Source organism: Leclercia sp. UBA7405, from assembly GCF_037152215.1.
Classification (GTDB): Bacteria; Pseudomonadota; Gammaproteobacteria; order Enterobacterales; family Enterobacteriaceae; genus Enterobacter; species Enterobacter pneumoniae.
Genome location: NZ_JBBCMR010000001.1, coordinates 486,608 through 510,781 on the forward strand (window position 1 = coordinate 486,608; position 24,174 = coordinate 510,781).

Below are 24,174 nucleotides of genomic sequence, written 5' to 3' on the forward strand. Positions count from 1 at the left end.
TTTTTAGTAAATTCCAGGATTTATCTGTGCGTAGTGTAAATGCGTGTTTACACTTCTCCACAGCCGGGATAGATTGAAGGGATTGCATTCAATACCAAAAATATGTCTAGCGGAAAGAAAATGAATTATCAGAATGACGATTTACGTATTAAAGAGATCAATGAGTTACTGCCCCCTGTAGCGCTTCTGGAGAAGTTTCCCGCCACTGAAAATGCTGCCAATACCGTTTCGCACGCGCGTAAAGCGATCCATAAAATCCTGAAAGGTAATGACGATCGCCTGCTGGTGGTTATCGGACCCTGTTCCATTCACGATCCGGTGGCAGCGAAAGAGTATGCAGCTCGCCTGCTGACGCTGCGGGAGGAGTTAAAGGATGAACTGGAAATCGTCATGCGCGTCTACTTCGAAAAACCGCGTACCACCGTGGGCTGGAAGGGGCTGATTAACGATCCGCATATGGATAACAGCTTCCAGATTAACGACGGCCTGCGTATAGCCCGTAAGTTATTGCTGGATATCAATGACAGCGGATTGCCTGCGGCGGGTGAGTTCCTGGACATGATCACCCCTCAGTACATGGCCGATCTTATGAGCTGGGGTGCCATTGGCGCCCGCACCACCGAGTCTCAGGTGCACCGTGAATTGGCCTCCGGTCTCTCTTGCCCGGTTGGCTTCAAAAACGGTACCGACGGCACCATTAAAGTGGCGATCGACGCCATCAACGCCGCCGGGGCACCGCACTGTTTCCTGTCTGTGACCAAATGGGGCCACTCGGCCATCGTCAACACCAGCGGTAATGGCGATTGCCATATCATTCTGCGTGGCGGTAAAGAGCCGAACTACAGCGCCAAACACGTGGCGGAGGTGAAAGCCGGTCTGGAAAAAGCAGGCCTGCCTGCACAGGTAATGATTGATTTCAGCCATGCCAACTCCAGCAAGCAGTTTAAGAAGCAGATGGAAGTGGGGGCAGATGTGTGCCAGCAGATCGCCGGCGGCGAAAACGCGGTCATTGGCGTGATGATTGAAAGCCACCTGGTGGAGGGGAATCAGAACCTCGAAAGCAGCGAACCGCTGGTCTACGGTAAAAGCGTTACCGACGCCTGCATCGGCTGGGAAGACACCGACACCATCCTGCGTCAACTGGCGAATGCAGTGAAAGCGCGCCGCGGCTAAGCCGTCAGCGCCAATAAAAAAGCGCGGAATGCTCCGCGCTTTTTTTACGTCTGGCGAAAATTATTTCGCTTTACCCTGGTTCGCTACTGCCGCTGCTTTTGCCGCGATTTCGTCAGCGTTGCCCAGATAGTAATGTTTGATAGGTTTGAAGTTTTCGTCGAACTCATACACCAGCGGTACGCCCGTTGGGATGTTCAGTTCGAGGATCTCATCTTCGCCCATGTTATCCAGATATTTCACCAGCGCACGCAGAGAGTTACCGTGAGCGGCAATAATGACGCGCTCACCGCTCTTCAGGCGTGGCAGAATGGTTTCGTTCCAGTAAGGCACAACACGATCGATGGTCAGCGCCAGGCTTTCGGTGGTTGGCAGCTCTGCATCGGTCAGTTTCGCATAGCGCGGGTCATGGCCTGGGAAACGCTCATCGTCTTTGGTCAGCTCTGGCGGGGTCACAGCAAAGCCGCGGCGCCACTGTTTAACCTGCTCGTCACCGTATTTCTCAGCGGTTTCTGCTTTGTTCAGACCCTGCAGCGCACCGTAGTGACGCTCGTTCAGCTTCCAGGATTTCTCAACCGGCAGCCATGCCTGATCCAGTTCATCCAGAACGTTCCACAGGGTATGAATGGCACGTTTCAGCACAGAGGTATAAGCAAAATCGAAGCTAAAGCCTTCGTCTTTCAGCAGTTTACCGGCCGCTTTTGCTTCGCCAACGCCTTTCTCAGACAGGTCCACATCATACCAACCGGTGAAGCGGTTTTCGTTGTTCCACTGGCTTTCGCCGTGACGCACCAGAACCAGCTTAGTTACAGCCATATTTCACTCCTCACGAGCATTAATTGAATGATAACAATTCTCATTATATTGCCGTGTTCATGTCAGCGGCAATCCTTAACCCTAACCATAGCGAAAATAGTCTCTCAGTGTAAGCTGCTTGTGAATTGAGGGTTATGATTTTGTCGGCAAGTGGCGCTATTTTCAGCAAAATGGGCAAAAAAAGCCCTCCGTCAGGAGGGCCAGAATCAGTGGGCGATAAACTGATATTCCGTCAGGCTACGCCAGGTTTCGCCAGGGCGTAATACGCAGTCTGGCTGCGGCCATTCGGGGTGGTTCGGACTGTCGGGTAACAGTTCGCTCTCCAGCGCCAGGCCCTGCCAGTCGCTGTATTCGCCGTGTTCGCGCGCCGGCGTACCCGCCAGGTAATTACCGGAGTAGAACTGCAGGGCAGGGGCGGAGGTATAAACCGTCATCTGCAGCTTTTTATCTTGCGACCAGAGGTGAGCGGCAGGTTGCGTGACGTCGCCCTGCGCCTGCAACAGGAAAGCGTGATCGTAGCCTTTAACCTTACGCTGATGGTCATCGCTGAGGAAATCCTGAGCGATAACCTTTGCATCACGGAAATCGAAGCTGGTGCCCGCGACGGATTTTAATCCTTCTTGCGGAATGCCCATCTCATCTACCGGCAGATAGGTATCAGCCAGCAGCTGGAGCGTGTGATGACGCACATCGCTCTGATCGCCATCGAGGTTGAAGTAAGCGTGGTTAGTCAGATTCACCGGGCAGGGTTTATCGACCGAGGCGCTGTACTCAATGGCAATGCGGTTATCTTCTGTCAGGCGGAAATGGGCGCTGGCAGAGAGATTTCCTGGGAAGCCCTGATCGCCGTCGATGGAATCCACGGCAAAGATGGCTTCCGCGTCGTTTTGCTGCACAATGCGCCAGCGTCGTTTGTCGAAGCCCTCCGGGCCGCCATGGAGTTGGTTCTCTCCCTGGCTTGGGAGCAACGCATAGCGCACGCCGTCCAGCTCGAAGCTGCTTTTAGCAATACGGTTCGCGTAACGGCCTACCGAGGCGCCAAGATAGGCGTTCTGGGTAATATATTGCTCTGGTGACGCGCATCCCAGCAGGGTTTCACGTACGCAACCGTCAGACATACGAACGCGCGCTGACAGTAAGGTGGCGCCCCAGTCCATCAGCGTTACCACCATACCTGCGTTGTTACGCAGGGTGATCAGGCGGTACGGCAGTCCATCCGGGGCGAGGGTGGGGGTTTCATTTAGCACTGGCCCGCTCCTTGTGAGGCATTACAGACGTAAAAGGTCTCTTTGATACCGGTTTTGGCTTCGTACTGCTCTTCAACCGCTTTTTGCACCGCAGGCACTAAGGCTTCAGGTACCAGCGCTACGATACAGCCGCCGAAGCCGCCGCCGGTCATACGTACACCGCCCTGTTCGCCGATAGCAGATTTAACGATCTCCACCAGGGTGTCAATTTGTGGAACAGTGATCTCAAAGTCGTCACGCATTGAGGCATGCGATTCCGCCATTAGCTCACCCATACGTTTCAGGTCACCCTCGGCCAATGCGGAGGCCGCTTCAACGGTGCGGGCGTTCTCGGTAAGCACGTGACGTACACGTTTCGCGACCACCGGATCCAGCTCGTTCGCCACTTTGTTGAACTCTTCCAGGGAGACATCACGCAGCGCGGACTGCTGGAAGAAGCGAGCGCCGGTTTCACACTGCTCGCGTCGCGTGTTGTATTCGCTGCCCACCAGAGTGCGTTTGAAATTACTGTTGATAATCACCACCGCCGCGCCTTTTGGCAGAGGAACGGCTTTGGTTCCCAGCGAGCGGCAATCGATCAGCAGGGCATGATCCTTTTTACCTAGCGCAGAGATCAATTGATCCATAATGCCGCAGTTGCAGCCTACGAACTGATTCTCTGCTTCCTGGCCGTTCAGGGCAATTTGCGCCCCGTCCAGCGGCAGATGGTAAAGCTGCTGGAAAACAGTACCTACTGCGACCTCCAGAGAGGCCGAGGAGCTAAGACCGGCACCCTGAGGCACATTACCGCTGATCACCAGGTCGGCACCGGCGAAGTTCTTGTTACGTTTTTGCAGGTGTTTCACTACGCCACGAACATAGTTAGACCACTGCTGGTCCGGATGCGCCACAATCGGCGCATCGAGGGAAAATTCATCGCTCTGATTATCGTAATCGGCCGCAATAACACGCACTTTCTGGTCATCACGTTTTGCACAGCTGATTACCGTCTGGTAATCGATGGCGCAGGGCAAGACAAAACCGTCGTTGTAGTCGGTATGCTCACCGATCAGGTTTACGCGGCCCGGAGCCTGGATGACGTGAGTGGCCGGATAGCCAAATTTTTCAGCAAACAGGGCTTGGGTGTTCTCTTTCAGACTCATTGTTATTCTCCAGATTCGCGAAAATGGACATCACTCACTGCACGCAGGCGTTCTGCGGCCTGTTCTGCGGTCAGGTCACGCTGGGTTTCCGCCAGCATCTCATAACCGACCATAAATTTGCGCACGGTTGCCGAGCGCAGCAGTGGTGGATAGAAATGAGCGTGCAGTTGCCAGTGCGCGTTCTCTTCGCCGTTGAAAGGTGCGCCGTGCCAGCCCATGGAGTACGGGAAAGAGCACTGGAACAGGTTATCGTAACGGCTGGTCAGTTTTTTCAGCGCCAGCGCTAAATCGCTGCGTTGTTCCTCACTGAGTTCGGTAATGCGCAGGACGTGCGTCTTAGGCAGCAGCAGGGTTTCGAATGGCCATGCTGCCCAGTAAGGCACCACTGCCAGCCAGTGTTCGGTTTCCACAACGGTACGGCTGCCGTCGGCCAGCTCGCGCTGAACATAGTCCAGCAGCATTGGGCTGTTCTGCTCTGAATAATAGGTTTTCTGCAGGCGATCTTCGCGCTCAACCTCGTTAGGCAGGAAGCTATTCGCCCACACCTGACCGTGCGGATGCGGATTGGAGCAACCCATCGCCGCACCTTTGTTTTCAAAGACCTGTACCCAGGGATACGTTTGACCCAGCTCGGCGGTCTGCGCCTGCCAGGTTTTGACCACCTCAGACAGGGCCTCTACGCTGAGTTCGGGCAGCGTTTTGCTGTGATCGGGGGAAAAACAGATCACCCGGCTGGTACCGCGTGCACTTTCACAGCGCAGCAGCGGGTCGTCACTCTGCGGCGCGTCAGGGGTATCGGTCATCAGGGCGGCAAAGTCGTTCGTGAAAACGTAAGTGCCGGTGTAATCGGGGTTTTTATCACCCGTCACGCGAGTATTGCCCGGACACAAGAAACAGTCCGGGTCATGCTGTGGCAGCGTCTGTTTGGCAGGGGTTTCTTGCGCCCCCTGCCAGGGACGCTTGGCGCGATGCGGGGAAACCAGAATCCATTGCCCGGTTAACGGGTTATAGCGACGATGCGGATGATCGACGGGATTAAATTGGGTCATGACAGATCCTTAGTCTGGATACCCCTGGGGGTGGCGAGACTGCCAGCGCCAGGTATCCTGTGCCATTTCATCAAGCGTGCGAGAAACACGCCAGTTAAGCTCTTTATCTGCTTTGGTCGCGTCTGCCCAGTAGGCTGGCAGATCGCCTTCGCGCCGCGGGGCGAAGTGGTAGTTCACCGGTTTGCCGCAGGCATTGCTGAAGGCATTAACCACGTCCAGCACGCTGCTGCCCACACCCGCACCGAGGTTGTAGATATGTACGCCCGGTTTTCCGGCAAGCTGCTGCATGGCAGCGACGTGACCATCGGCCAGATCCATGACGTGGATGTAATCACGCACGCCGGTTCCGTCCGGGGTAGGGTAGTCATTACCAAACACCGCCAGCGAATCGCGACGACCTACCGCAACCTGCGCGATATACGGCATCAGGTTATTCGGAATACCCTGCGGATCTTCACCCATATCTCCAGACGGATGGGCGCCGACCGGGTTGAAATAGCGCAATAGGGCGATACTCCACTCCGGCTGTGCTTTCTGCAGGTCAGTGAGGATCTGCTCCACCATCAGCTTGCTTTTTCCATACGGGCTTTGCGGTGTACCCGTAGGGAAGCTTTCAACGTAAGGAATTTTTGGCTGATCGCCGTAAACGGTAGCGGAGGAGCTAAAGATAAAGTTCTTCACGCCGGCAGCGCGCATGGCTGAAACCAGGCGAAGAGTGCCGTTGACGTTGTTATCGTAATACTCCAGCGGCTTTGACACGGATTCACCCACCGCTTTCAGGCCGGCAAAATGGATCACCGTATCGATGGCGTGATCGTGAAGAATTTCGGTCATCAGCGCTTCGTTGCGGATATCACCTTCCACGAAGGAGGGCTGTTTGCCACCCAGACGCTCAATCACGGGCAGCACGCTGCGCTTACTGTTGCACAGATTATCGAGGATGATGACATCGTGGCCGTTTTGCAGCAGTTGCACACAGGTATGACTTCCTATGTAACCGCTACCACCTGTTACCAGAACTCGCATATATCGCTCCATTAGGCTTATGGTATGTAATAAACATAGCATAACAGAGACGCAAAAAGTGTGACATGGGATAAAATAGTGGAATCGTTTACACTGCTGCGTTTTCACCGTTCTGCTGTCGTTCAGACGATTGTAAATCAATAAGATAGGTTTGTATTGATGCAGGTTATCTGAAAAAGCAGGGGGCAGTGCCCCCTGGAAGAGGGGGTCAGACTGGACCAATGGCGTAGCGATAGCTCTCGCCATCCGGCACAAACTCCAGCCGGTGGGTAATACAGGAGGGTGCATCTTCCGCATGATGAGAAACAAACAGCAACTGCGTTTCCCCTTCGCTGATAAGGATATCGACAAAGCGGCGAATTAACTGGCGGTTCAGCGGATCCAGCCCCTGTAAGGGTTCATCCAGAATCAGCAAGGTAGGGTGTTTAACCAGCGCGCGGACAATCAACGCCAGCCGCTGCTGCCCCCAGGAGAGGCTGCTGAACGGGGCATCCGCCACCCGGTTATCCATACCAAGAATATCGAGCCATGACTGTGCCAGCTTGTGCTGCCTGTCAGATACCGCCTGATAAATGCCAATGGAGTCAAAATAACCCGACAGAATCACGTTGCGCACCGTGGTGCTGACGCGGTAATCCAGATGCAGGCTGCTGCTGACATAGCCGATATGCTTTTTGATATCCCAGATGGTCTCACCGCTACCGCGGCGGCGGCCAAACAGGGTGAGATCGTTGCTGTAGCCCTGCGGATGATCGCCGGTAATCAGGCTGAGCAGGGTTGATTTACCGGCACCGTTTGGCCCGGTTATCTGCCAGTGTTCACCGGGGTTTACCGTCCAGCTGAGGTCGTTGAGGATAGGGCGGTCGTTATAAGAGACGACGCCGTGATTGAGCACAATGCGTGGTCGATCGTGCGCCAGCTCCTGACGGGCAGCAGGGGCGTCCGGCTCGGGCAGTGTCAGATTGTTAAGATTCTCACTGTGTGCCAACTGGGCAATAAGGGCCTGTTGCAGGAGCTCTGCTTTCGCGCCGACGTCGGTCAGGGTGCAATCGGCCAGCACGCCCGCAAATTGCACAAACGCCGGGATTTCATCAAAGCGATTGAGCACCAGCACGATGGTGTAGCCCTGCTGATTCAGCGAGGCCAGCAGAAGGGCAAGCTGTTCGCGTGATTTCACGTCCAGGCCGTCAAAGGGTTCATCCAGAATCAACAGTTCCGGCTCGGCCATCAGGGCCTGACAGAGAAGGGTCTTGCGGGTTTCGCCCGTGGAGAGGTATTTGAAGCGGCGTTCCAGAAGCGCCGTTATCCCAAATTGCTCGGCCAGCAGGCGGCAGCGCGCCTCGTCTTTAACCTCATTCTGAATAATCTCGGCAGTGGTGCGGCCGGTATCCTCTTCGCCGGGGCTGAGGAGATCGGTATTGTTACGCTGCCACTCGTCACTGACCAGCTTTTGCAACTGTTCGAAGGAGAGACGTGTCAGACGGGTAAAGGTAGAACGTCTCTCGCCTTGCAGCTGCGTCAGCTCGCCTGCCAGCGCGCGTGCCAGAGCAGATTTACCGCTGCCGTTACTGCCAACAAAAGCCCAGCTTTCGCCAGCGTTAAGCGTGAAATCGGCAAGAGTAAGTTTACGTGTATCGCTAAGACGAAACGTGCCTTGCGAAATTTGCAATGATGACATGATGTGTCCCGTTTTGTGCAGCAATTACTCTCAGGGATACTCATTGGGAAGACGAATGTCAATGCGCTTAGCACAACGTGGCGATAATCACCCGGTCAGCATTAAAATATGCGGTCACCTCAGTACCTTCCTCTAGATTTACTGCCTGGGCGTGAGGCAGCGTGGCGCAAAGGGTCTGACCATCGGGCAGCGCCATCAGCACTTCGCACTGTTCATCACCCCGGTCAATATGGGTGACGACGCCCTGAAGCTGATTATCGGCCTGAAGCGCGTCTGTCGGATCCCGGGTGATATTGACCCAGGGTGCTTTTAGCAACACCAGCACCTCCTTTCCTTCCTCCAGAGCCAGGCGTTTGCCACTCTGGGCCGTAATAGCCACCTTCAGCCGCGTGGTGCCATCCGCGAGTAAAATCGCCACATGCTGCTGGACAGGATCATGATCGCGAGCGGTAACGGTGCCAAACCATTGATTGCGGGCGCTGGTCTGCAGTGAGAAGCGTGAAATGGCGGCAAGAAGGCTATCGAGAGGCAGGGCATCGTCATGGCTCAGCACGTCAAAGGCTTTTTGCTGGATCTGCCCCAGTAGTTCATAAAGCTCAATTAAGCGTTGACCATAGCGCGTAAGATGGGCCCCGCCGCCGCCTTTACCGCCGGTGGCGCGTTCAACCAGCATCTGCTCGCTCAGGGCGTTCATCTCATTAATGGCATCCCAGGCACTTTTATAACTGATCCCCGCATTCTTCGCGCCCTGGCTAATAGAGCCGGTTTGCGCTATCTGTTTAAGCAGAGCAATACGGCGTGGATCGGCAAAAAGTTTTTGCTGAAGACGTAGGGTGAGAAGAATTTCGGCCTGCATAACAGTGTCCTGGCAAAAAGCGTATTGTGACGCAATTCAGGGGAGTCGCAAACTGTACCGCACAAAAGGGGATGTATTTCTCGCTTTAACGGTTAGAATATGGCAATTCACATTGTCTGGAGAAACCCATGTTAGAGTTGTTGAAAAGTCTGGTGTTCGCCGTGATCATGGTACCAGTGGTGATGGCTATCATCCTCGGTGCAATCTACGGCCTGGGTGAAGTGTTCAACGTGTTTTCCAACATCGGACACAGAAAGCAGCCTAAAAAACAGCATTAATTCCCGTTAAAACGCCCGGCTTGTCCGGGCGTTTTGCTCTCAAGTTTGCCTCTTCCACGCCGATATTATCTTTAGCATCACACTCATTTACTCATTAAGCGGTACGATTTAAGGCTGGGAAAACCCTGTGGCAATCGTTATATTCTTAAGTATATAACGACATGCAAAAGGAGTTACAGATGGCACGTACAGGCTTAGGCTTTTTCGCAGGGGCAGCGCTGGTATTAACCGTAAGCGGACATGCACTGGCAGACGAAGGTAAAATTACCGTTTTCGCTGCCGCTTCGCTAACGAATGCCATGCAGGATATTGCTGCTGAGTATAAAAAAGAGAAAAACGTCGAGGTGGTTTCATCCTTTGCCTCTTCCTCAACGCTGGCCCGCCAGATTGAGGCGGGCGCGCCAGCGGATCTTTTTATCTCTGCGGATCAGAAATGGATGGACTATGCGGTGCAGAAGAAATCAATCGACACCGCCAGTCGGACAACGTTACTGGGGAACAGCCTGGTCGTCGTGGCGCCTAAAACAAGCCCACAGGGCGAAATGACAATCAATAAAGAGACGCCCTGGACCAGCCTGCTGAAAGACGGACGTCTGGCGGTTGGCGATCCGGAACATGTTCCTGCGGGTATCTACGCGAAAGAGGCGCTGCAGAAACTGGGCGCATGGGATACGCTTTCGCCAAAGCTGGCGCCGGCGGAAGATGTTCGTGGCGCACTGGCGCTGGTGGAGCGTAACGAAGCGCCCCTGGGCATTGTTTATGGCTCCGATGCCGTTGCCGGTAAAGGGGTAAAAGTCGTCGGGACCTTCCCGGAAGACTCGCACAAAAAAGTGGAATATCCTGTTGCCATCGTTGATGGACATAAAAACGCGACGGTCAGCGCCTTTTACGATTATCTGAAAGGGCCGCAGGCGTCGGCAATCTTTAAACGCTATGGATTTACGACTCACGAATGATTTTGACCGATCCCGAATGGCAGGCCGTGCTGCTGAGCCTGAAAGTCTCCTCCCTCGCGGTTGTGTTTAGTCTGCCCTTTGGGATCTTCTTTGCCTGGCTACTGGTTCGCTGCACCTTTCCCGGTAAGGCGCTTCTCGATAGCCTGATCCATCTGCCGCTGGTGCTACCGCCCGTGGTTGTGGGCTATTTACTGCTCATTGCGATGGGCCGACGCGGCATCATTGGTGAATGGCTATATGATTGGTTTGGGCTGACCTTCGCCTTCAGCTGGCGCGGTGCGGTGCTGGCGGCGGCGGTGATGTCCTTCCCGTTGATGGTCCGCGCCATCCGTCTGGCGCTGGAGGGGGTGGATCGTAAACTGGAGCAGGCCGCCTGTACTCTGGGGGCCGGACGCTGGCGAGTTTTATTCACCATCACGCTCCCCCTGACCCTGCCCGGAATTATCGTCGGCACGGTACTGGCCTTTGCGCGTTCGCTGGGCGAGTTTGGTGCCACCATCACTTTCGTTTCCAATATTCCTGGTGAAACCCGCACGCTGCCGTCTGCAATGTATACCTTAATCCAGACGCCAGGTGGCGAAGGCGCCGCCGCGCGACTCTGTATTATCTCCATTGTGCTGGCTATCGTCTCGCTGCTGGTGTCGGAATGGCTGGCACGTTTGAGCCGTGAACGGATGGGGAACTGAAATGCTGGAACTTAATTTTAGCCAGACGCTGGGCGAACACTGTCTGACCATCAACGAAACCCTGCCAGCACGGGGTATTACGGCGATTTTTGGTGTGTCGGGGGCGGGCAAAACCTCGCTGATTAACGCCATCAGCGGCCTGACACGACCTCAGAGCGGGCGCATTGTGCTGAATGATCGTGTGCTCAACGACGCAGAACAGCGTATCTGGTTGTCACCGGATAAGCGCCGTATTGGGTACGTTTTCCAGGATGCCCGGCTCTTTCCGCACTATAAGGTTCGGGGTAATCTGCGCTACGGCATGGCGAAAAGCATGGCCGGACAGTTCGATAAACTGGTTGCGCTGCTGGGAATTGAGCACCTGCTCGACCGTCTACCCTCCTCTTTGTCGGGGGGCGAAAAACAGCGTGTGGCCATTGGTCGCGCACTGCTCACCGCGCCGGAACTGCTCCTGCTGGACGAGCCGCTGGCCTCTCTCGATATTCCGCGTAAGCGCGAACTGCTACCCTATCTGCAGCGACTGGCGCGTGAAATCAATATCCCGATGCTCTACGTCAGCCACTCGCTGGAGGAGATCCTCCACTTGGCCGATAACGTGCTGGTGCTGGAAAACGGTAACGTGAAGGCGTTTGGTCCTCTGGAGGAGGTGTGGGGCAGTAGCGTCATGCATCCGTGGTTGCCGGCAGAGCAGCAGAGCAGCATTCTGAGGGTCAGCGTTCTTGAACATCACCCGCACTATGCCATGACCGCGCTGGCGCTGGGCGATCAACACCTCTGGGTGAATAAGCTAGATAAACCGCTACAGGCCAATTTACGCATCCGCATTCAGGCTTCAGACGTCTCGCTGGTACTGCAACCGCCGGTACAGAGCAGTATTCGTAATATCTTGCGAGCAAAAGTCGCCCAATGCTATGACGATAACGGGCAGGTAGAAGTGCAGCTGGAGATTGCCGGTAAGACGCTCTGGGCGCGTATCAGCCCCTGGGCCAGGGATGAACTTAGCATTAAGCCTGGCCTGTGGCTGTACGCGCAGATTAAGAGCGTGTCGATTACAACCTGATCAAATCAGGTTGCTGTAAATAAACTGGGCGATGCTGTCGCGCGTGTTATCGCCGATAACGACGTTGGCGCGCGCCTTCACCGCCTCGTCAGCATTGCCCATCGCCACACCGGTGCCTGCAGCTTCTAACATGCTGATGTCGTTATAATTATCGCCAAAGGCAATAACATCCTGCATCGACCAGCCCTGGGACTCGACATACTGCGTCAGGCGCTTACCTTTGCTGTTGCCTTTGCGGGCAATATCCACCTGATCGTGCCAGGACCACTCACACTCCAGCCCCAGCGTGTTTTCAACGAGTTTAGCAAAATCATTCAGCTTGCTGGTGTCTTCATCGGTCAGGGCAAATTTCCAGATGGCAGAGACCTCCCGGGCCGCCTGCGCCAGCGAAGCTACCTGCGTAAACACCGGGCGTTGCGCCTCTGGCAGAGATTGCGCCCAGGCACGGGTGCGAATCACGTGGCCGGTAGGGCGCTCATACAGCATGGCTTCGTCAACGTACATCAGACCGTGAACGTTATGTTCATCAAGCAGTGTAATCAGCTGTTGTGCCTGCGCAACCGGGAGCGGATCCGATTCGAGAACCTTTTTTGCATGATAATCATACAAATAAGTGCCATTACAACAAATTGCAGGTGTATCTAAAGCCAGTGCCTGATAAAAAGGATGAATAGCAACGTGATGACGACCCGTCACAATAATGAGTTGATAACCCGCTTCGCGCGCGCGTTGTAGCGCTTCGAGCGAAGAGGGGAGCAGGGTTTTTTGCGGGGTAAGTAACGTACCGTCTAAATCCAGTGCAATCACGCGAGAGGTCATTTGTTATTCCGGTTAATGATGAAAAACAGATTGCTGAGATGGTACACCGCGAGACGATCGCTGCAAAATTCCTGGCTAAAATTCAGCATCTACCGTTAAACGATCATCCTTGTACATTACTTTCACGCGCAGTGAGGAAGGAGCATTCATGAAACAAACCGTTTATACCGCCAGTCCTGAAAGCCAACAGATCCATGTCTGGCGTCTGAACCCTGAAGGGTCACTCACCCTTGTTCAGGTTGTCGATGTGCCGGGGCAGGTTCAGCCGATGGTAATCAGTCCGGATAAACGTTTCCTGTACGTGGGTGTGCGTCCGGAATTCCGCGTGCTGGCCTACCGTATTGCACCTGAAGATGGTGCTCTTACCTATACCGCCGAAGCGGCACTGCCGGGCAGCCCGACGCATATCTCCACTGACCTGGAAGGGCGCTTCATCTTTAGCGGCTCCTATAACGCCGGTTGCGTCAGCGTGACGCGCCTGAACGACGGTATCCCGGGCGAAAGCGTAGACATGGTTGATGGGCTGGAAGGTTGCCACTCTGCCAATATCTCACCAGATAATAAAACGCTGTGGGTGCCGGCGCTGAAGCAGGATCGAATCTGTCTTTTCACCCTGGGTGACGACGGTAAACTGGCGGCACAAAATCCGGCGGAAGTGACCACTGTGGAAGGTGCAGGCCCGCGTCATATGGTCTTCCACCCGAATCAGAAGTTCGCTTATGTGGTGAACGAGCTGAACGGCTCGGTAGACGTCTGGGCGCTGAGTGATGCCCACGGCAATATCGAATGTATCCAGACGCTGGATATGATGCCTGCAGATTTTACCGATACCCGCTGGGCGGCCGATATCCACATCACACCGGATGGACGTCACCTCTATGCCTGTGACCGTACGTCCAGCCTGATCACCATCTTCAGCGTGTCTGAAGATGGCAGCGTGCTGGCCGTGGAAGGTTTCCAGCCAACGGAAACTCAGCCGCGTGGCTTCAATATCGATCACACGGGCAAGTACCTGATCGCGGCGGGGCAGAAATCGCATCACATTGCGCTGTATGAAATTCAGGGTGGGCAGGGGCTGCTGGAAGAGAAAGGACGCTATGCCGTCGGCCAGGGCCCAATGTGGGTAGTGGTTAACGCGCAGTAACGCGTTAGGACGTCGCAATAAAAAAACCTCGCCAGTGCGAGGTTTTTTTATACCCGGTGGTGGCCGGACGTGCACATTGAAATACACCAACCCGACAATGATATCTTTCCTCAAAAATAAGTAAATTGAATTGCGTCATACCTAAAAAGATTTCAATGAATAACTAATTGAAAATTATATGTTTATAGACCGGGCATTGATGTTTTCTTAATTTAATTTTAACTGTTTTTATATACAGCCTAATAACGATACAATCGCTGCGTTGGTGCAATGTGTCGCAGGTCCGCAACTCAGGAATATTACCAAGTCCTGGCTGGCGGGTGGTGCCGTCAGTGCCTTAGCTGCGGAGCACATTGAAATACACCAACACCCACTGGCGACAGGCAGCGGAAAGGTAAGTCAGTGGCAGTGCTCCTGACCAAAGGAGTGGCGTATGAGCTTTACAGGATGGTGTATTCTGATCCTGCAACTCATGGTTGCGATACTGCAACTGCTGGACGCGTATCTACAGACGGTTGCCTGACGCTTCCAGGCGCAGCATAAAGGGGGAGTTGCTCCCCCTTTTTGCTAATACCGCCGTTACTGCTTCGGTTCGGTGACGATCTTGCTACCTACACCGCGGTTGTTGTATTCCCACATGCGATTGAAGTTAGCGTCGTTCAGGTTGCGCTGTACATTGCCTTTATCATCAACGGTACCCGTGTTGCCAGCATAAGGGCGCTGAGAGATCGCCGCATTAGCCCAGGGTTTCGCCATGTTGAAGCCTTCATTGATGACGCTATCGCGGATGACGACCTGGCCATTCGAGTTGGCATCGGCATCCAGAGCGCGGCCGAGCTGCGCGACGCCGTCCCCGGCAGCCGTAAAGCGACTATTTACCGCCAGGAAGCCATAGAACATGTTCGACAGGGTGGCTGGGGCAAAGACGTAACCCTCTTTTTGGGTACGGGAATTCACCACCCGGAAGTCGGTGTTATCAAACACGACGGCGCCACGGCCTGCAACGATATCTACGTCACCTTCAATATAGCTATTGGTCACCAGCGTACGGGTCAGGCGGGTGTTCTGCAGCGTATTTTGCACACCGCTATTGGTCACAAAGAAGGTGTTCTGGCGACCCAGAATGTTCACCTTATCGATCTGCACCTGGTCGCCATCGCTACGCAGCGCCACGGCCTGGTGATTACCTGCATCTACGCTGTCGCCCAGATTATTTTCGATGGTCAGGTTTTGCAGCTGCAGGCCATTGTTCTGTGACCAGAATACCGCAGAGCACATCACGCCAACGGTGGCGCTTTGCTTGCTCTGGCAGCGATCAAACATATACCACGCCGGTTTACCTGGCATGTATTTACCGCCCGGATTCACCAGATGGCGCCAGGTGGCGGTGTCGATTTCAGAATCGATCGGCAGGCCAATTTTCACATCAGCAGGTTTTTCACCCATACCGTACAGCGTCACGCTGCCCGGCGCAGCCGGAACATAGACGGTCCCTTCGTACTCGCCAGGCATGATGGCGATGTACTGACGAGAGCTGCTGTGTTTGGCAATGGCAGCATCAACGGCGGCCTGAACAGAGGTATGAGTCACCCCCTGAGTTCCCGCCGGGCCTACCACGAAATTCGGTTGTGCTGGCAGACGAATGGCATACGGCTTCCACGGCGCGGCATCAGGATTCATGGCGGTGAAATAGCGCGCCTGCTGGAAGTTCTTCGCTTCTTCAGCAGAGAGAACAGGACGGGAAGCAATGCCAGGGGCCGCCTGTTCAGACGGAAGCTGGTCTGGTGGCGTTGAGCTACATGCGGACAAGGTCACGCCAAAAGCCAGTGCCAGCGCCAGACGGTAGTGGCTGGAAATATTCAAGGGAAAGCTCCTTGCTGTGCGAATCAAATGGGGATAACGGAAATAGCCTGCTTTTTTATACTAAGTTGGGCGAAACGGGAAGATGAAACGGCAAAAATTGACTTTTTATTCCCAGGCTTAGCGGGAAAAACGTCACAAACTGATAACAATATCGGTAAAGGCGATTGACAGTAGGGCGGGAATGAAAATAAATGTCTATACAACCCATGACAAGTGGAAGCCTGATGTTGCAACTTCATCCTGACGACGTCATCTTGCGTAACGCGCGCCTCGCTACCCTGGATCCCGATCAGCCAGCCCCTTATGGCCTGATGGAAAAGCAGGCGTTAATCCTCCGCGGCGAAACGATTCTGGCGCTGATCCCCGACGCTGACCTGCCGGCTCATCTGCCTGGTCAGCATGACATGCAGGGGCGGCTGGTCACGCCGGGCTTAATCGACTGTCATACCCATCTAATCTTTGGCGGCAATCGCGCGGCGGAGTGGGAGCAACGCCTGAACGGCGTCTCTTACCAAACCATCAGCGCACAGGGCGGCGGGATTAATGCCACCGTGACCGCGACCCGCGACAGCACCCCGGAAGTGCTCTTCCAGCTTGCGCAGGCGCGACTTGTGCGCATGATGCGCGAAGGCGTAACGACGCTTGAGATCAAATCGGGGTACGGTCTGAACGATGAAGCCGAAGAGAAGCTCCTGCGCGTGGCGCAACGGCTCGCTCAACATCATCCCATTGAAATCAGCCCAACGCTGCTGGCGGCCCACGCGGTTCCGCAGGAATATCGCCAGAATCCCGACGGTTGGATTGACCATATCTGTCAGCACACGCTCCCCACGCTATGGCGAAAACAGCTTTTCGAGGCGGTTGATGTTTTCTGTGAAACGGTCGGTTTCACCCCTGCGCAAACTGAGCGGCTGTTCCAGGCGGCACAGCGGCTTGGGATCCCGGTAAAAGGCCATGTCGAGCAGTTGTCGAATCTGGGTGGTACGGCGCTGGTGAGCCGCTATCACGGCTGGTCAGCGGATCATATCGAGTATCTGGACGAAGCCGGCGTGGCGGCGATGGCGCAAAGCGGCACCGTCGCCGTGTTGCTTCCGGGAGCATTCTATTTTCTGCAGGAGCGTCAGCGTCCCCCTGTCGAGCGGCTGCGCCAGCACGGCGTTCCCATGGCCGTCGCCACGGATTACAACCCGGGTACCAGCCCTTTCGCCAGCCTGCATCTGGCCATGAACATGGCCTGCGTCCAGTTTGGCCTGACCCCGGAAGAAGCCTGGGCAGGCGTGACGCGAAATGCCGCCCAGGCGTTAGGGCGTGGTTCTACACAGGGTCAGCTGAAAGCTGGATATAAAGCCGATCTGGCTATCTGGGACGCTGAAAGCCCCGTTGAAATGATCTACGAACCTGGCCGTAACCCGCTCTGGCAGAGGATATTCAGAGGACAAATACAATGAAGCTCTGGCAGCCTGTTTCCCCGGATATCTGGCAAGGGCGCGACGATCGTGCCGAGGCCAGCAACGCGCTGCGCCTGTTTCAAACCGTGCAGCAGAGCCCGACTTTCCAGCCAGGCCGGGAGGGGATTGCGCTGTTGGGCTTTTGCTGTGATGCCGGGGTTAAACGAAATCAGGGCAGGCCGGGCGCAGCAGAGGGACCAGACGTCCTGCGTGCCGCACTGGCCAATATGGCGAGCTATGGCGGTCACGAGCGTCTGACCGATCTGGGGAATATCACCGTAGAAGCCGATGCACTGGAAGCGGCACAGCAGGCGCTCAGTGAGGCAGTGACCACCTGTCAGCAGGCGGGAATGCGCACTCTGGTGCTGGGGGGAGGACACGAAACCGCCTGGGGCCACGGAAAAGGGGTGCTGGACGCCTTCCCCAATGAGCGAGTGGTGATTGTGAATCTCGACGCCCATCTCGATTTACGCCAGGCAAGCCGCGCGACCTCGGGTACGCCGTTTCGCCAGCTGGCCCGTTACTGCGAGGCGCAGCAGCGCGATTTTGTCTATGCCTGCCTGGGTGCCAGTCGGGCAGCGAACACCCAGGCACTGTGGGACGAAGCGGCTCGTCTGAAGGTAACAGTGGTAGAAGATCTTGATTTTCAGCACGCGGCGTCAGACGCCGTGTCAAACCTGATTCAGCAGGCAGATCGTCTCTATCTGACGCTCGATCTCGATGTGCTGTCCGCCGGCGAGATGCCTGCGGTATCGGCGCAGGCAGCGCTGGGCGTGCCCGCGCGGGATCTGCTGCGAGTAATCGAACCGATTTGCCGCAGTGGCAAGCTGCAGGCGGTGGATCTGGTGGAGTTTAGCCCGCGTTTTGATCGCGAGGGGCAGGGGGCAAAGCTCGCCGCGCGGCTGGCGTGGCAAATTGCTCACTGGTGGGCGTAATACGCGGATATACTCGACTTTTTACGGCTTAAGGAATGGTTATGTTCACACGCGCTTCGCAGCGGCAAACTAACGCCCCGGCACCTTTTTACGAAAAGGTGAAACAGGCGATCAGCCATCAAATCGCCACGGGCGTCTGGCGGGCGCACGATCGTATTCCATCCGAGGCGGAGCTGGTGGCGCAGTTCGGATTTAGCCGTATGACCATCAACCGCGCATTGCGGGAGCTTACCGACGAAGGGTTACTGGTCCGTCTGCAGGGGGTTGGCACCTTTGTGGCCGAACCTAAAGGGCAGTCGGCACTGTTTGAGATCCGCAGCATTGCCGACGAAATTGCCGCCCGTCAGCATCAGCACCGCTGTGAGGTGCTGCTGCTGGAGGAGACGCAAGCCTCTGCCCGGCAGGCCATGGCCCTGGATGTGAAAGAGGGCACGGCAATTTTTCACTCTCTGATGCTGCACTTCGAAAACGACGTCCCGGTGCAGATTGAGGATCGCTGCGTCAATGCGCTCAGGGTGCCGGCCTATTTAGAGCAAGATTATACCGCGACCACGCCGCATGCTTATCTGTCGCTGATTGCCCCGCTCACCGAAGGGGAACACATTGTCGAGGCTGTCCGTGCGACCCGGCAGGAGTGCGAACTGCTGCGCATCAAAGAACACGATCCCTGTCTGATGATCCGTCGACGGACCTGGTCGGCATCGAACATTGTCTCTCATGCGCGCCTGCTCTTCCCGGGCGACCGCTACCGGCTGCAAGGCCACTTTATGTCATAAGTTTTAAAAGCGTGATTGCTGACGCAATATAATAAAAATGTATATTTTTTGTTAAATTCTGCCTTGTGCGCACTTGTCTATACAAGTATATCTAATTGTATATTCTCTCCCCAATGAGGAGCACATCATGTCGTCAGGCAAGTATCGCCAGCAGACGGTGCGCGCACCCCGCGGCACCACCTTAACCGCCAAAAGCTGGCTCACCGAAGCCCCGCTGCGTATGTTAATGAATAACCTCGACCCCGATGTGGCCGAAAATCCGAACGAGCTGGTGGTTTACGGCGGTATCGGCCGCGCAGCGCGCAACTGGGACTGCTACGACGCTATTGTTGAGGCACTCACGCAACTCGACGCAGACGAAACCCTGCTGGTGCAATCCGGCAAGCCGGTAGGGGTATTCAAAACCCATTCCAACGCGCCACGTGTGCTGATTGCCAACTCCAACCTGGTACCCCACTGGGCGACCTGGGAACACTTTAACGAGCTGGATGCAAAAGGGCTGGCCATGTACGGCCAGATGACGGCGGGCAGTTGGATCTATATCGGCAGCCAGGGGATCATCCAGGGCACCTGGGAAACCTTCGTTGAAGCCGGACGCCAGCACTATAACGGCTCCCTGAAAGGGCGCTGGATTCTTACCGCCGGTCTGGGGGGAATGGGCGGGGCGCAGCCGCTGGCCGCCACCCTGGCAGGGGCCTGCTCACTCAATATTGAGTGTCAGCAGAGCCGCATTGATTTCCGTCTGCGTACCCGCTATGTGGATGAGCAGGCCGACACGCTTGACGACGCCCTGGCGCGCATCAAAAAATATACCGAAGAGGGCAAAGCCGTTTCGATCGCACTGTGCGCCAACGCAGCGGAGATCCTGCCTGAACTGGTGGCGCGCGGCGTGCGCCCGGACATGGTCACCGACCAGACCAGCGCCCATGACCCGCTGCACGGCTACCTGCCGAAAGGCTGGCGCTGGGATGAGTATCAGCAAAAAGCGCAGCAGGATCCCCAGGGCACCGTGCGGGCCGCGAAGCTCTCCATGGCAGAGCACGTCAACGCAATGCTGGCCTTCAGCCAGCAGGGTATCCCCACATTTGATTACGGCAATAACATCCGCCAGATGGCGAAGGAGATGGGTGTACAAAACGCCTTCGATTTCCCGGGCTTTGTCCCTGCCTATATTCGTCCACTTTTCTGCCGGGGTATCGGCCCGTTCCGCTGGGTGGCGCTCTCCGGCGATCCGCAGGATATCTATAAAACCGACGCCAAAGTGAAAGAGATTATCGCTGACGATGTCCACCTGCATCATTGGCTGGATATGGCCCGGGAACGTATTAACTTCCAGGGGCTTCCGGCGCGTATCTGCTGGGTCGGGCTGGAGTGGCGCCAGAAACTCGGCCTCGCGTTTAACGAAATGGTACGGAGCGGTGAAGTCTCCGCCCCTATCGTTATTGGCCGCGATCATCTCGACTCTGGCTCGGTTGCCAGCCCGAACCGCGAAACCGAAGCCATGCGTGACGGCTCTGACGCGGTCTCCGACTGGCCGCTGCTTAACGCATTACTGAACACGGCCAGCGGAGCGACCTGGGTCTCGCTGCACCACGGCGGTGGGGTGGGGATGGGCTTCTCCCAGCATGCCGGGATGGTCATCGTCTGTGACGGCAGCGATGACGCGGCCGCCCGTATCGCCCGCGTCCTGCATAACGATCCGGCCACGGGCGTGATGCGTCATGCAGACGCCGGATACGACATTGCGATTGATTGCGCCAGAGAGCAGGGACTCAACCTGCCGATGATCACCGCTCAACGAGGAGAGCACCGATGAATGCCTTTACGCTTAACCCCGGTACGCTAACTCTGGCCCAGCTTCGTCAGCTCTGGGGAAGCCCGATGCAGCTCACGCTCAGCGAGGCGGCATTTGGCGCCATTAATGAGAGCGTCGCCTGCGTTGAGGCGATTGTGGCAGAAGGGCGCACCGCCTATGGCATCAACACCGGTTTTGGCCTGTTGGCCCAGACGCGCATTGCCACGCATGATCTGGAAAACCTTCAGCGTTCGCTGGTGCTATCTCACGCCGCCGGCGTGGGGGAGCCGCTCGACGATGCGATCGTGCGCCTGATGATGGTGCTAAAAATTAACAGCCTTGCCCGGGGATTTTCCGGTATCCGTCTCAGCGTGATTCAGGCGTTGATTGGGCTGGTCAATGCCGGCGTGTACCCGTGGATCCCGGCGAAGGGATCGGTGGGGGCCTCCGGCGATCTGGCCCCGCTGGCGCATATGTCGCTCACGCTACTGGGCGAGGGGAAAGCGCGTTACCGGGGAGAGTGGCTGCCCGCCCGCGATGCACTGCAACAAGCCGGCCTGACGCCGGTGACGCTGGCGGCGAAAGAGGGGCTGGCGCTGCTTAACGGCACTCAGGCCTCCACCGCGTTTGCGCTGCGCGGCCTGTTTGAAGCAGAAGATCTCTTTGCCTCAGCGGTCGTCTGTGGCGCGCTCACCACCGAAGCGGTGCTCGGCTCGCGGCGTCCGTTTGATGCCCGTATTCACGACGTGCGTGGCCAGCGCGGGCAAATTGACGCCGCAGCGCTATACCGTCACGTCCTGACGGACACCAGCGCCATCGCTGAGTCGCACCATAACTGCGACAAAGTGCAGGATCCGTACTCCCTTCGCTGTCAGCCGCAGGTGATGGGCGCCTGCCTTACCCAGCTGCGTCAGGCGGCGGAGGTACTGCTGGTCGAGGCAAATGCGGTGTCCGATAACCCGCTGGTCTTTGCGCAGGAGAACGAGGTGATCTCCGGAGGCAATTTCCACGCCGAGCCGGTGGCGATGGCGGCAGATAACATTGCTCTGGCGATTGCCGAAATCGGTGCGCTGGCTGAGCGGCGGATCGCGCTAATGATGGATAAACACATGTCGCAGTTGCCGCCCTTCCTGGTGCGCAACGGCGGGGTGAATTCCGGATTTATGATTGCCCAGGTAACCGCGGCGGCGCTGGCCAGTGAAAACAAAGCCTTGTCACACCCGCACAGCGTGGACAGTCTGCCCACCTCAGCGAATCAGGAAGATCACGTTTCAATGGCGCCTGCCGCAGGGCGGCGTTTATGGGAGATGGCCGGTAATACCCGTGGCGTGCTGGCAGTAGAGTGGCTGGCGGCCTGCCAGGGGATGGATCTGCGCGAGGGCTTAACGTCCAGCCCGCTGCTGGAGCAGGCACGACATACCCTGCGCGAGCAGGTGGCGCACTATGATGACGATCGGTTTTTTGCGCCAGACATTGATGCGGCGATTGCGCTGCTGAGCCAGCGCAGCCTGGTGGGGCTGCTTCCGGCCATATTATAACGATAAGCCCGGCGCAGAGCCGGGCAGGTTTTCAAACATACATCGCCGTGATCGACGCGCTGCCCAGCGTGTGGAAATGCACGTTAAAGCCTACCATCGCGCCGCTTGCGCCTTCATCGACCTCGATTCGCTCTACGTCCAGCGCATGTACCGTGAAAATATAGCGATGGGTTTCGCCCTTCGGCGGCGCCGCGCCGCCATAGCCCGCTTTACCAAAATCGGTACGGGTTTCAACCGCGCCTTCCGGCAGGGCCACCAGCGATGAGCCCGACCCCTGCGGCAACACGCGTGTATCGGCAGGCAGATTCGCCACGATCCAGTGCCACCAGCCTGAACCGGTAGGCGCATCCGGGTCATAGCAGGTGACTACAAAACTCTTCGTGCCCGCCGGCACCTCATCCCAGGCCAGGTGGGGGGAGATGTTATCGCCCTGATAACCCATGCCGTTAAAGACATGACGCTCCGGGAGTTTTTCGCCGTCGCGCAGATCCTGACTGATTAACTTCATACCGTTTCTCCGTAGTGAACTCTGCAAAAAGTGTAATGCAAAACGAGAGTACAAAACGTAACGCTATGGATTAAATCGCAAAATGTGCGGGATTGTGTACAGCATCCACCACCGCCGTGGTGAGCTTTTGCAACTGTTCAGGGCTGATCAGGTACGGCGGCATCAGATAGATGAGCTTACCAAACGGCCGGACCCACACGCCCCGTGCCACAAAGAAGCGTTGCAGCGCCGCCATATTGACCGGATGGTGCGTTTCAACCACGCCGATGGCACCCAGCACCCGCACGTCAGCCACGTATTCGGACTCACGCGCCGCCGCCAGCGCTTGCGAAAGCTGCGTCTCGATGGCCGCAACCTGTGCTTGCCACTCGCCGCTCTCCAGCAGGGCCAGACTTTCACTCGCCACCGCACAAGCCAGTGGATTACCCATAAACGTCGGGCCGTGCATAAAGCAGCCCGCCTCACCCTCGCTGATGGTGTCGGCCACCTGACGGGTCGTAAGGGTGGCAGAAAGCGTCATGGTACCGCCGGTTATCGCCTTGCCCAGACAGAGAATATCCGGCGCGATCCCGGCATGTTCGCAGGCAAAGAGCTTACCGGTGCGGCCAAAGCCGGTGGCGATCTCATCGGCAATCAGCAAGATCCCCTCCCGGTCACACATTTTGCGAATACGTTTAAGCCACTCGGGATGATACATCCGCATACCGCCTGCGCCCTGCACGATGGGTTCGAGGATCACGGCGGCAATCTCATGACGATGCGCCGCCATCAGGCGAGCAAAGCCGACCATGTCTGCCTCATCCCATTTGCCATCGAAGCGGCTTTGCGGGGCGGGTGCAAAGAGGTTTTCCGGCAGATAGCCCTTCCACAGGCTGTGCATGGAGTTATCAGGATCGCAGACCGACATCGCGCCGAAGGTATCGCCGTGATAGCCGTTGCGGAAGGTGAGGAAACGCTGACGGGTTTCGCCTTTGGCATGCCAGTATTGCAGCGCCATTTTCATCGCTACCTCTACCGCCACCGAGCCCGAGTCGGCAAGAAACACGCACTCCAGCGCCTGCGGAGTCATGGCCACCAGCCGACGACAGAGATCCACGGCGGGCTGGTGGGTAATACCGCCGAACATGACATGAGACATCTGATCGATCTGCGCCTTCATCGCCGCGTTCAGACGCGGGTGATTGTAGCCATGAATGGCCGCCCACCAGGAAGACATTCCGTCCACCAGCAGCTCGCCGCTGGCGAGTTTCAGTTCGCAACCCTGCGCCGAGGCGACCGGGTAAACCGGTAACGGCTGGGTCATAGAGGTGTAAGGGTGCCAGATGTGGCGCTGATCGAAAGCGAGATCGTCCGTTGTCATAATCGACTTGTAAACCATTTTGAA

General features: G+C 56.4%; 23 protein-coding genes. 12 read left to right on the forward strand and 11 right to left on the reverse strand.

Going from position 1 to position 24,174, the window contains the following annotated elements:
- Positions 1 to 120: 120 nt before the first annotated feature.
- A complete protein-coding gene (aroG, locus tag WFN75_RS02390) occupies positions 121 to 1,173 on the forward strand; it encodes a 3-deoxy-7-phosphoheptulonate synthase AroG (RefSeq protein ID WP_040076513.1) in 1,053 nt (350 codons plus the stop codon).
- A gap of 60 nt (positions 1,174 to 1,233) precedes the next feature.
- Here the strand turns inward: aroG and gpmA are convergent, their stop codons facing one another.
- The 7 genes from gpmA to modE form a co-directional block, all read right to left on the reverse strand.
- Positions 1,234 to 1,986, reverse strand: a complete 753-nt coding sequence (gene gpmA, locus WFN75_RS02395; RefSeq protein WP_040076512.1) for a 2,3-diphosphoglycerate-dependent phosphoglycerate mutase — start codon at positions 1,984 to 1,986, stop codon at positions 1,234 to 1,236.
- Between the two features lie 206 nt (positions 1,987 to 2,192).
- Positions 2,193 to 3,233: a galactose-1-epimerase gene (gene galM, locus WFN75_RS02400; RefSeq protein ID WP_336995560.1), complete on the reverse strand. Its 1,041-nt coding sequence runs from the start codon at positions 3,231 to 3,233 to the stop codon at positions 2,193 to 2,195.
- Complete coding sequence (galK, locus tag WFN75_RS02405) at positions 3,227 to 4,375, reverse strand: galactokinase (protein WP_336995561.1); 1,149 nt, start codon at positions 4,373 to 4,375, stop codon at positions 3,227 to 3,229. Before galK ends, galM begins: the two co-directional genes overlap by 7 nt.
- A gap of 2 nt (positions 4,376 to 4,377) precedes the next feature.
- On the reverse strand, positions 4,378 to 5,424 hold the full coding sequence (gene galT / locus WFN75_RS02410) for a galactose-1-phosphate uridylyltransferase (RefSeq protein WP_046886963.1): 1,047 nt from the start codon (positions 5,422 to 5,424) through the stop codon (positions 4,378 to 4,380).
- A gap of 9 nt (positions 5,425 to 5,433) precedes the next feature.
- A complete protein-coding gene (galE, locus tag WFN75_RS02415; protein WP_046886962.1) occupies positions 5,434 to 6,450 on the reverse strand; it encodes a UDP-glucose 4-epimerase GalE in 1,017 nt (338 codons plus the stop codon).
- 208 nt (positions 6,451 to 6,658) lie between these two features.
- Complete coding sequence (modF, locus tag WFN75_RS02420; protein ID WP_336995562.1) at positions 6,659 to 8,128, reverse strand: molybdate ABC transporter ATP-binding protein ModF; 1,470 nt, start codon at positions 8,126 to 8,128, stop codon at positions 6,659 to 6,661.
- A 67-nt stretch (positions 8,129 to 8,195) separates the two neighbouring features.
- Positions 8,196 to 8,984, reverse strand: coding sequence for a molybdenum-dependent transcriptional regulator (gene modE, locus WFN75_RS02425; RefSeq protein ID WP_040076506.1), 789 nt, complete (start codon positions 8,982 to 8,984; stop codon positions 8,196 to 8,198).
- A gap of 128 nt (positions 8,985 to 9,112) precedes the next feature.
- On the opposite strand from modE, the gene WFN75_RS02430 reads away from it, so the two are divergent.
- From WFN75_RS02430 to modC, 4 genes are all read left to right on the forward strand, one after another.
- Positions 9,113 to 9,262, forward strand: coding sequence for an AcrZ family multidrug efflux pump-associated protein (locus WFN75_RS02430; protein WP_040076505.1), 150 nt, complete (start codon positions 9,113 to 9,115; stop codon positions 9,260 to 9,262).
- Between the two features lie 179 nt (positions 9,263 to 9,441).
- Positions 9,442 to 10,218, forward strand: coding sequence for a molybdate ABC transporter substrate-binding protein (modA, locus tag WFN75_RS02435; protein WP_207293255.1), 777 nt, complete (start codon positions 9,442 to 9,444; stop codon positions 10,216 to 10,218).
- Positions 10,215 to 10,904, forward strand: coding sequence for a molybdate ABC transporter permease subunit (modB, locus tag WFN75_RS02440; RefSeq protein ID WP_046886958.1), 690 nt, complete (start codon positions 10,215 to 10,217; stop codon positions 10,902 to 10,904). Before modA ends, modB begins: the two co-directional genes overlap by 4 nt.
- A 1-nt stretch (position 10,905) precedes the next feature.
- The gene (gene modC / locus WFN75_RS02445) at positions 10,906 to 11,964 is read left to right on the forward strand and encodes a molybdenum ABC transporter ATP-binding protein ModC (protein ID WP_046886957.1); all 1,059 of its coding nucleotides are present in this window, start codon (positions 10,906 to 10,908) and stop codon (positions 11,962 to 11,964) included.
- Here modC and WFN75_RS02450 read toward each other — a convergent pair whose 3' ends face one another.
- Positions 11,965 to 12,783, reverse strand: a complete 819-nt coding sequence (locus WFN75_RS02450; RefSeq protein ID WP_040076501.1) for a pyridoxal phosphatase — start codon at positions 12,781 to 12,783, stop codon at positions 11,965 to 11,967.
- Between the two features lie 148 nt (positions 12,784 to 12,931).
- Here WFN75_RS02450 and pgl point away from each other — a divergent pair, with 148 nt between their 5' ends.
- Both pgl and WFN75_RS02460 read left to right on the forward strand, forming a co-directional pair.
- Positions 12,932 to 13,927 carry a 6-phosphogluconolactonase gene (pgl, locus tag WFN75_RS02455; RefSeq protein WP_336995563.1) on the forward strand — a complete coding sequence of 332 codons (996 nt, stop codon included), beginning with the start codon at positions 12,932 to 12,934 and terminating at the stop codon, positions 13,925 to 13,927.
- Positions 13,928 to 14,360: 433 nt separating this feature from the next.
- Entirely contained in the window at positions 14,361 to 14,450 is a 90-nt protein-coding gene (locus tag WFN75_RS02460) for a hypothetical protein (protein ID WP_154298954.1), read from the forward strand.
- Positions 14,451 to 14,506: 56 nt separating this feature from the next.
- On the opposite strand, the gene WFN75_RS02465 is transcribed toward WFN75_RS02460, so the two are convergent.
- Positions 14,507 to 15,790: a putative acyl-CoA thioester hydrolase gene (locus tag WFN75_RS02465; protein WP_336995564.1), complete on the reverse strand. Its 1,284-nt coding sequence runs from the start codon at positions 15,788 to 15,790 to the stop codon at positions 14,507 to 14,509.
- Positions 15,791 to 16,014: 224 nt separating this feature from the next.
- Between WFN75_RS02465 and hutI the strand changes: the two genes are divergently transcribed.
- From hutI to hutH, 5 genes are all read left to right on the forward strand, one after another.
- Positions 16,015 to 17,238, forward strand: a complete 1,224-nt coding sequence (hutI, locus tag WFN75_RS02470; protein ID WP_336996219.1) for an imidazolonepropionase — start codon at positions 16,015 to 16,017, stop codon at positions 17,236 to 17,238.
- On the forward strand, positions 17,235 to 18,173 hold the full coding sequence (gene hutG / locus WFN75_RS02475) for a formimidoylglutamase (protein WP_336995565.1): 939 nt from the start codon (positions 17,235 to 17,237) through the stop codon (positions 18,171 to 18,173). Before hutI ends, hutG begins: the two co-directional genes overlap by 4 nt.
- Positions 18,174 to 18,214: 41 nt before the next feature.
- The gene (locus tag WFN75_RS02480; protein ID WP_336995566.1) at positions 18,215 to 18,949 is read left to right on the forward strand and encodes a histidine utilization repressor; all 735 of its coding nucleotides are present in this window, start codon (positions 18,215 to 18,217) and stop codon (positions 18,947 to 18,949) included.
- Between the two features lie 127 nt (positions 18,950 to 19,076).
- Positions 19,077 to 20,765, forward strand: a complete 1,689-nt coding sequence (gene hutU / locus WFN75_RS02485) for a urocanate hydratase (protein ID WP_040076495.1) — start codon at positions 19,077 to 19,079, stop codon at positions 20,763 to 20,765.
- Positions 20,762 to 22,282, forward strand: coding sequence for a histidine ammonia-lyase (gene hutH / locus WFN75_RS02490; RefSeq protein ID WP_336995567.1), 1,521 nt, complete (start codon positions 20,762 to 20,764; stop codon positions 22,280 to 22,282). The genes hutU and hutH overlap by 4 nt, the downstream gene beginning before the upstream one ends.
- Before the next feature lie 31 nt (positions 22,283 to 22,313).
- Here hutH and WFN75_RS02495 read toward each other — a convergent pair whose 3' ends face one another.
- Both WFN75_RS02495 and bioA read right to left on the reverse strand, forming a co-directional pair.
- Positions 22,314 to 22,790, reverse strand: coding sequence for a kinase inhibitor (locus tag WFN75_RS02495; protein ID WP_046886949.1), 477 nt, complete (start codon positions 22,788 to 22,790; stop codon positions 22,314 to 22,316).
- A gap of 70 nt (positions 22,791 to 22,860) precedes the next feature.
- On the reverse strand, positions 22,861 to 24,150 hold the full coding sequence (gene bioA / locus WFN75_RS02500; RefSeq protein ID WP_442913305.1) for an adenosylmethionine--8-amino-7-oxononanoate transaminase: 1,290 nt from the start codon (positions 24,148 to 24,150) through the stop codon (positions 22,861 to 22,863).
- Between the last annotated feature and the right edge of the window lie 24 nt (positions 24,151 to 24,174).

Coding starts and splice junctions, on each gene's coding strand:
- gpmA (WP_040076512.1), bottom strand. CDS start 1,986: ATGGCTGTAACTAAGCTGGTTCTGGTGCGTCACGGCGAAAGCCAGTGG.
- aroG (WP_040076513.1), top strand. CDS start 121: ATGAATTATCAGAATGACGATTTACGTATTAAAGAGATCAATGAGTTA.
- galK (WP_336995561.1), bottom strand. CDS start 4,375: ATGAGTCTGAAAGAGAACACCCAAGCCCTGTTTGCTGAAAAATTTGGC.
- galE (WP_046886962.1), bottom strand. CDS start 6,450: ATGCGAGTTCTGGTAACAGGTGGTAGCGGTTACATAGGAAGTCATACC.
- WFN75_RS02430 (WP_040076505.1), top strand. CDS start 9,113: ATGTTAGAGTTGTTGAAAAGTCTGGTGTTCGCCGTGATCATGGTACCA.
- bioA (WP_442913305.1), bottom strand. CDS start 24,150: ATGACAACGGACGATCTCGCTTTCGATCAGCGCCACATCTGGCACCCT.
- modC (WP_046886957.1), top strand. CDS start 10,906: ATGCTGGAACTTAATTTTAGCCAGACGCTGGGCGAACACTGTCTGACC.
- WFN75_RS02460 (WP_154298954.1), top strand. CDS start 14,361: ATGAGCTTTACAGGATGGTGTATTCTGATCCTGCAACTCATGGTTGCG.
- hutG (WP_336995565.1), top strand. CDS start 17,235: ATGAAGCTCTGGCAGCCTGTTTCCCCGGATATCTGGCAAGGGCGCGAC.
- modF (WP_336995562.1), bottom strand. CDS start 8,128: ATGTCATCATTGCAAATTTCGCAAGGCACGTTTCGTCTTAGCGATACA.
- galT (WP_046886963.1), bottom strand. CDS start 5,424: ATGACCCAATTTAATCCCGTCGATCATCCGCATCGTCGCTATAACCCG.
- pgl (WP_336995563.1), top strand. CDS start 12,932: ATGAAACAAACCGTTTATACCGCCAGTCCTGAAAGCCAACAGATCCAT.
- modE (WP_040076506.1), bottom strand. CDS start 8,984: ATGCAGGCCGAAATTCTTCTCACCCTACGTCTTCAGCAAAAACTTTTT.
- hutU (WP_040076495.1), top strand. CDS start 19,077: ATGTCGTCAGGCAAGTATCGCCAGCAGACGGTGCGCGCACCCCGCGGC.
- WFN75_RS02450 (WP_040076501.1), bottom strand. CDS start 12,783: ATGACCTCTCGCGTGATTGCACTGGATTTAGACGGTACGTTACTTACC.
- WFN75_RS02495 (WP_046886949.1), bottom strand. CDS start 22,790: ATGAAGTTAATCAGTCAGGATCTGCGCGACGGCGAAAAACTCCCGGAG.
- WFN75_RS02480 (WP_336995566.1), top strand. CDS start 18,215: ATGTTCACACGCGCTTCGCAGCGGCAAACTAACGCCCCGGCACCTTTT.
- hutH (WP_336995567.1), top strand. CDS start 20,762: ATGAATGCCTTTACGCTTAACCCCGGTACGCTAACTCTGGCCCAGCTT.
- modB (WP_046886958.1), top strand. CDS start 10,215: ATGATTTTGACCGATCCCGAATGGCAGGCCGTGCTGCTGAGCCTGAAA.
- modA (WP_207293255.1), top strand. CDS start 9,442: ATGGCACGTACAGGCTTAGGCTTTTTCGCAGGGGCAGCGCTGGTATTA.
- hutI (WP_336996219.1), top strand. CDS start 16,015: ATGTTGCAACTTCATCCTGACGACGTCATCTTGCGTAACGCGCGCCTC.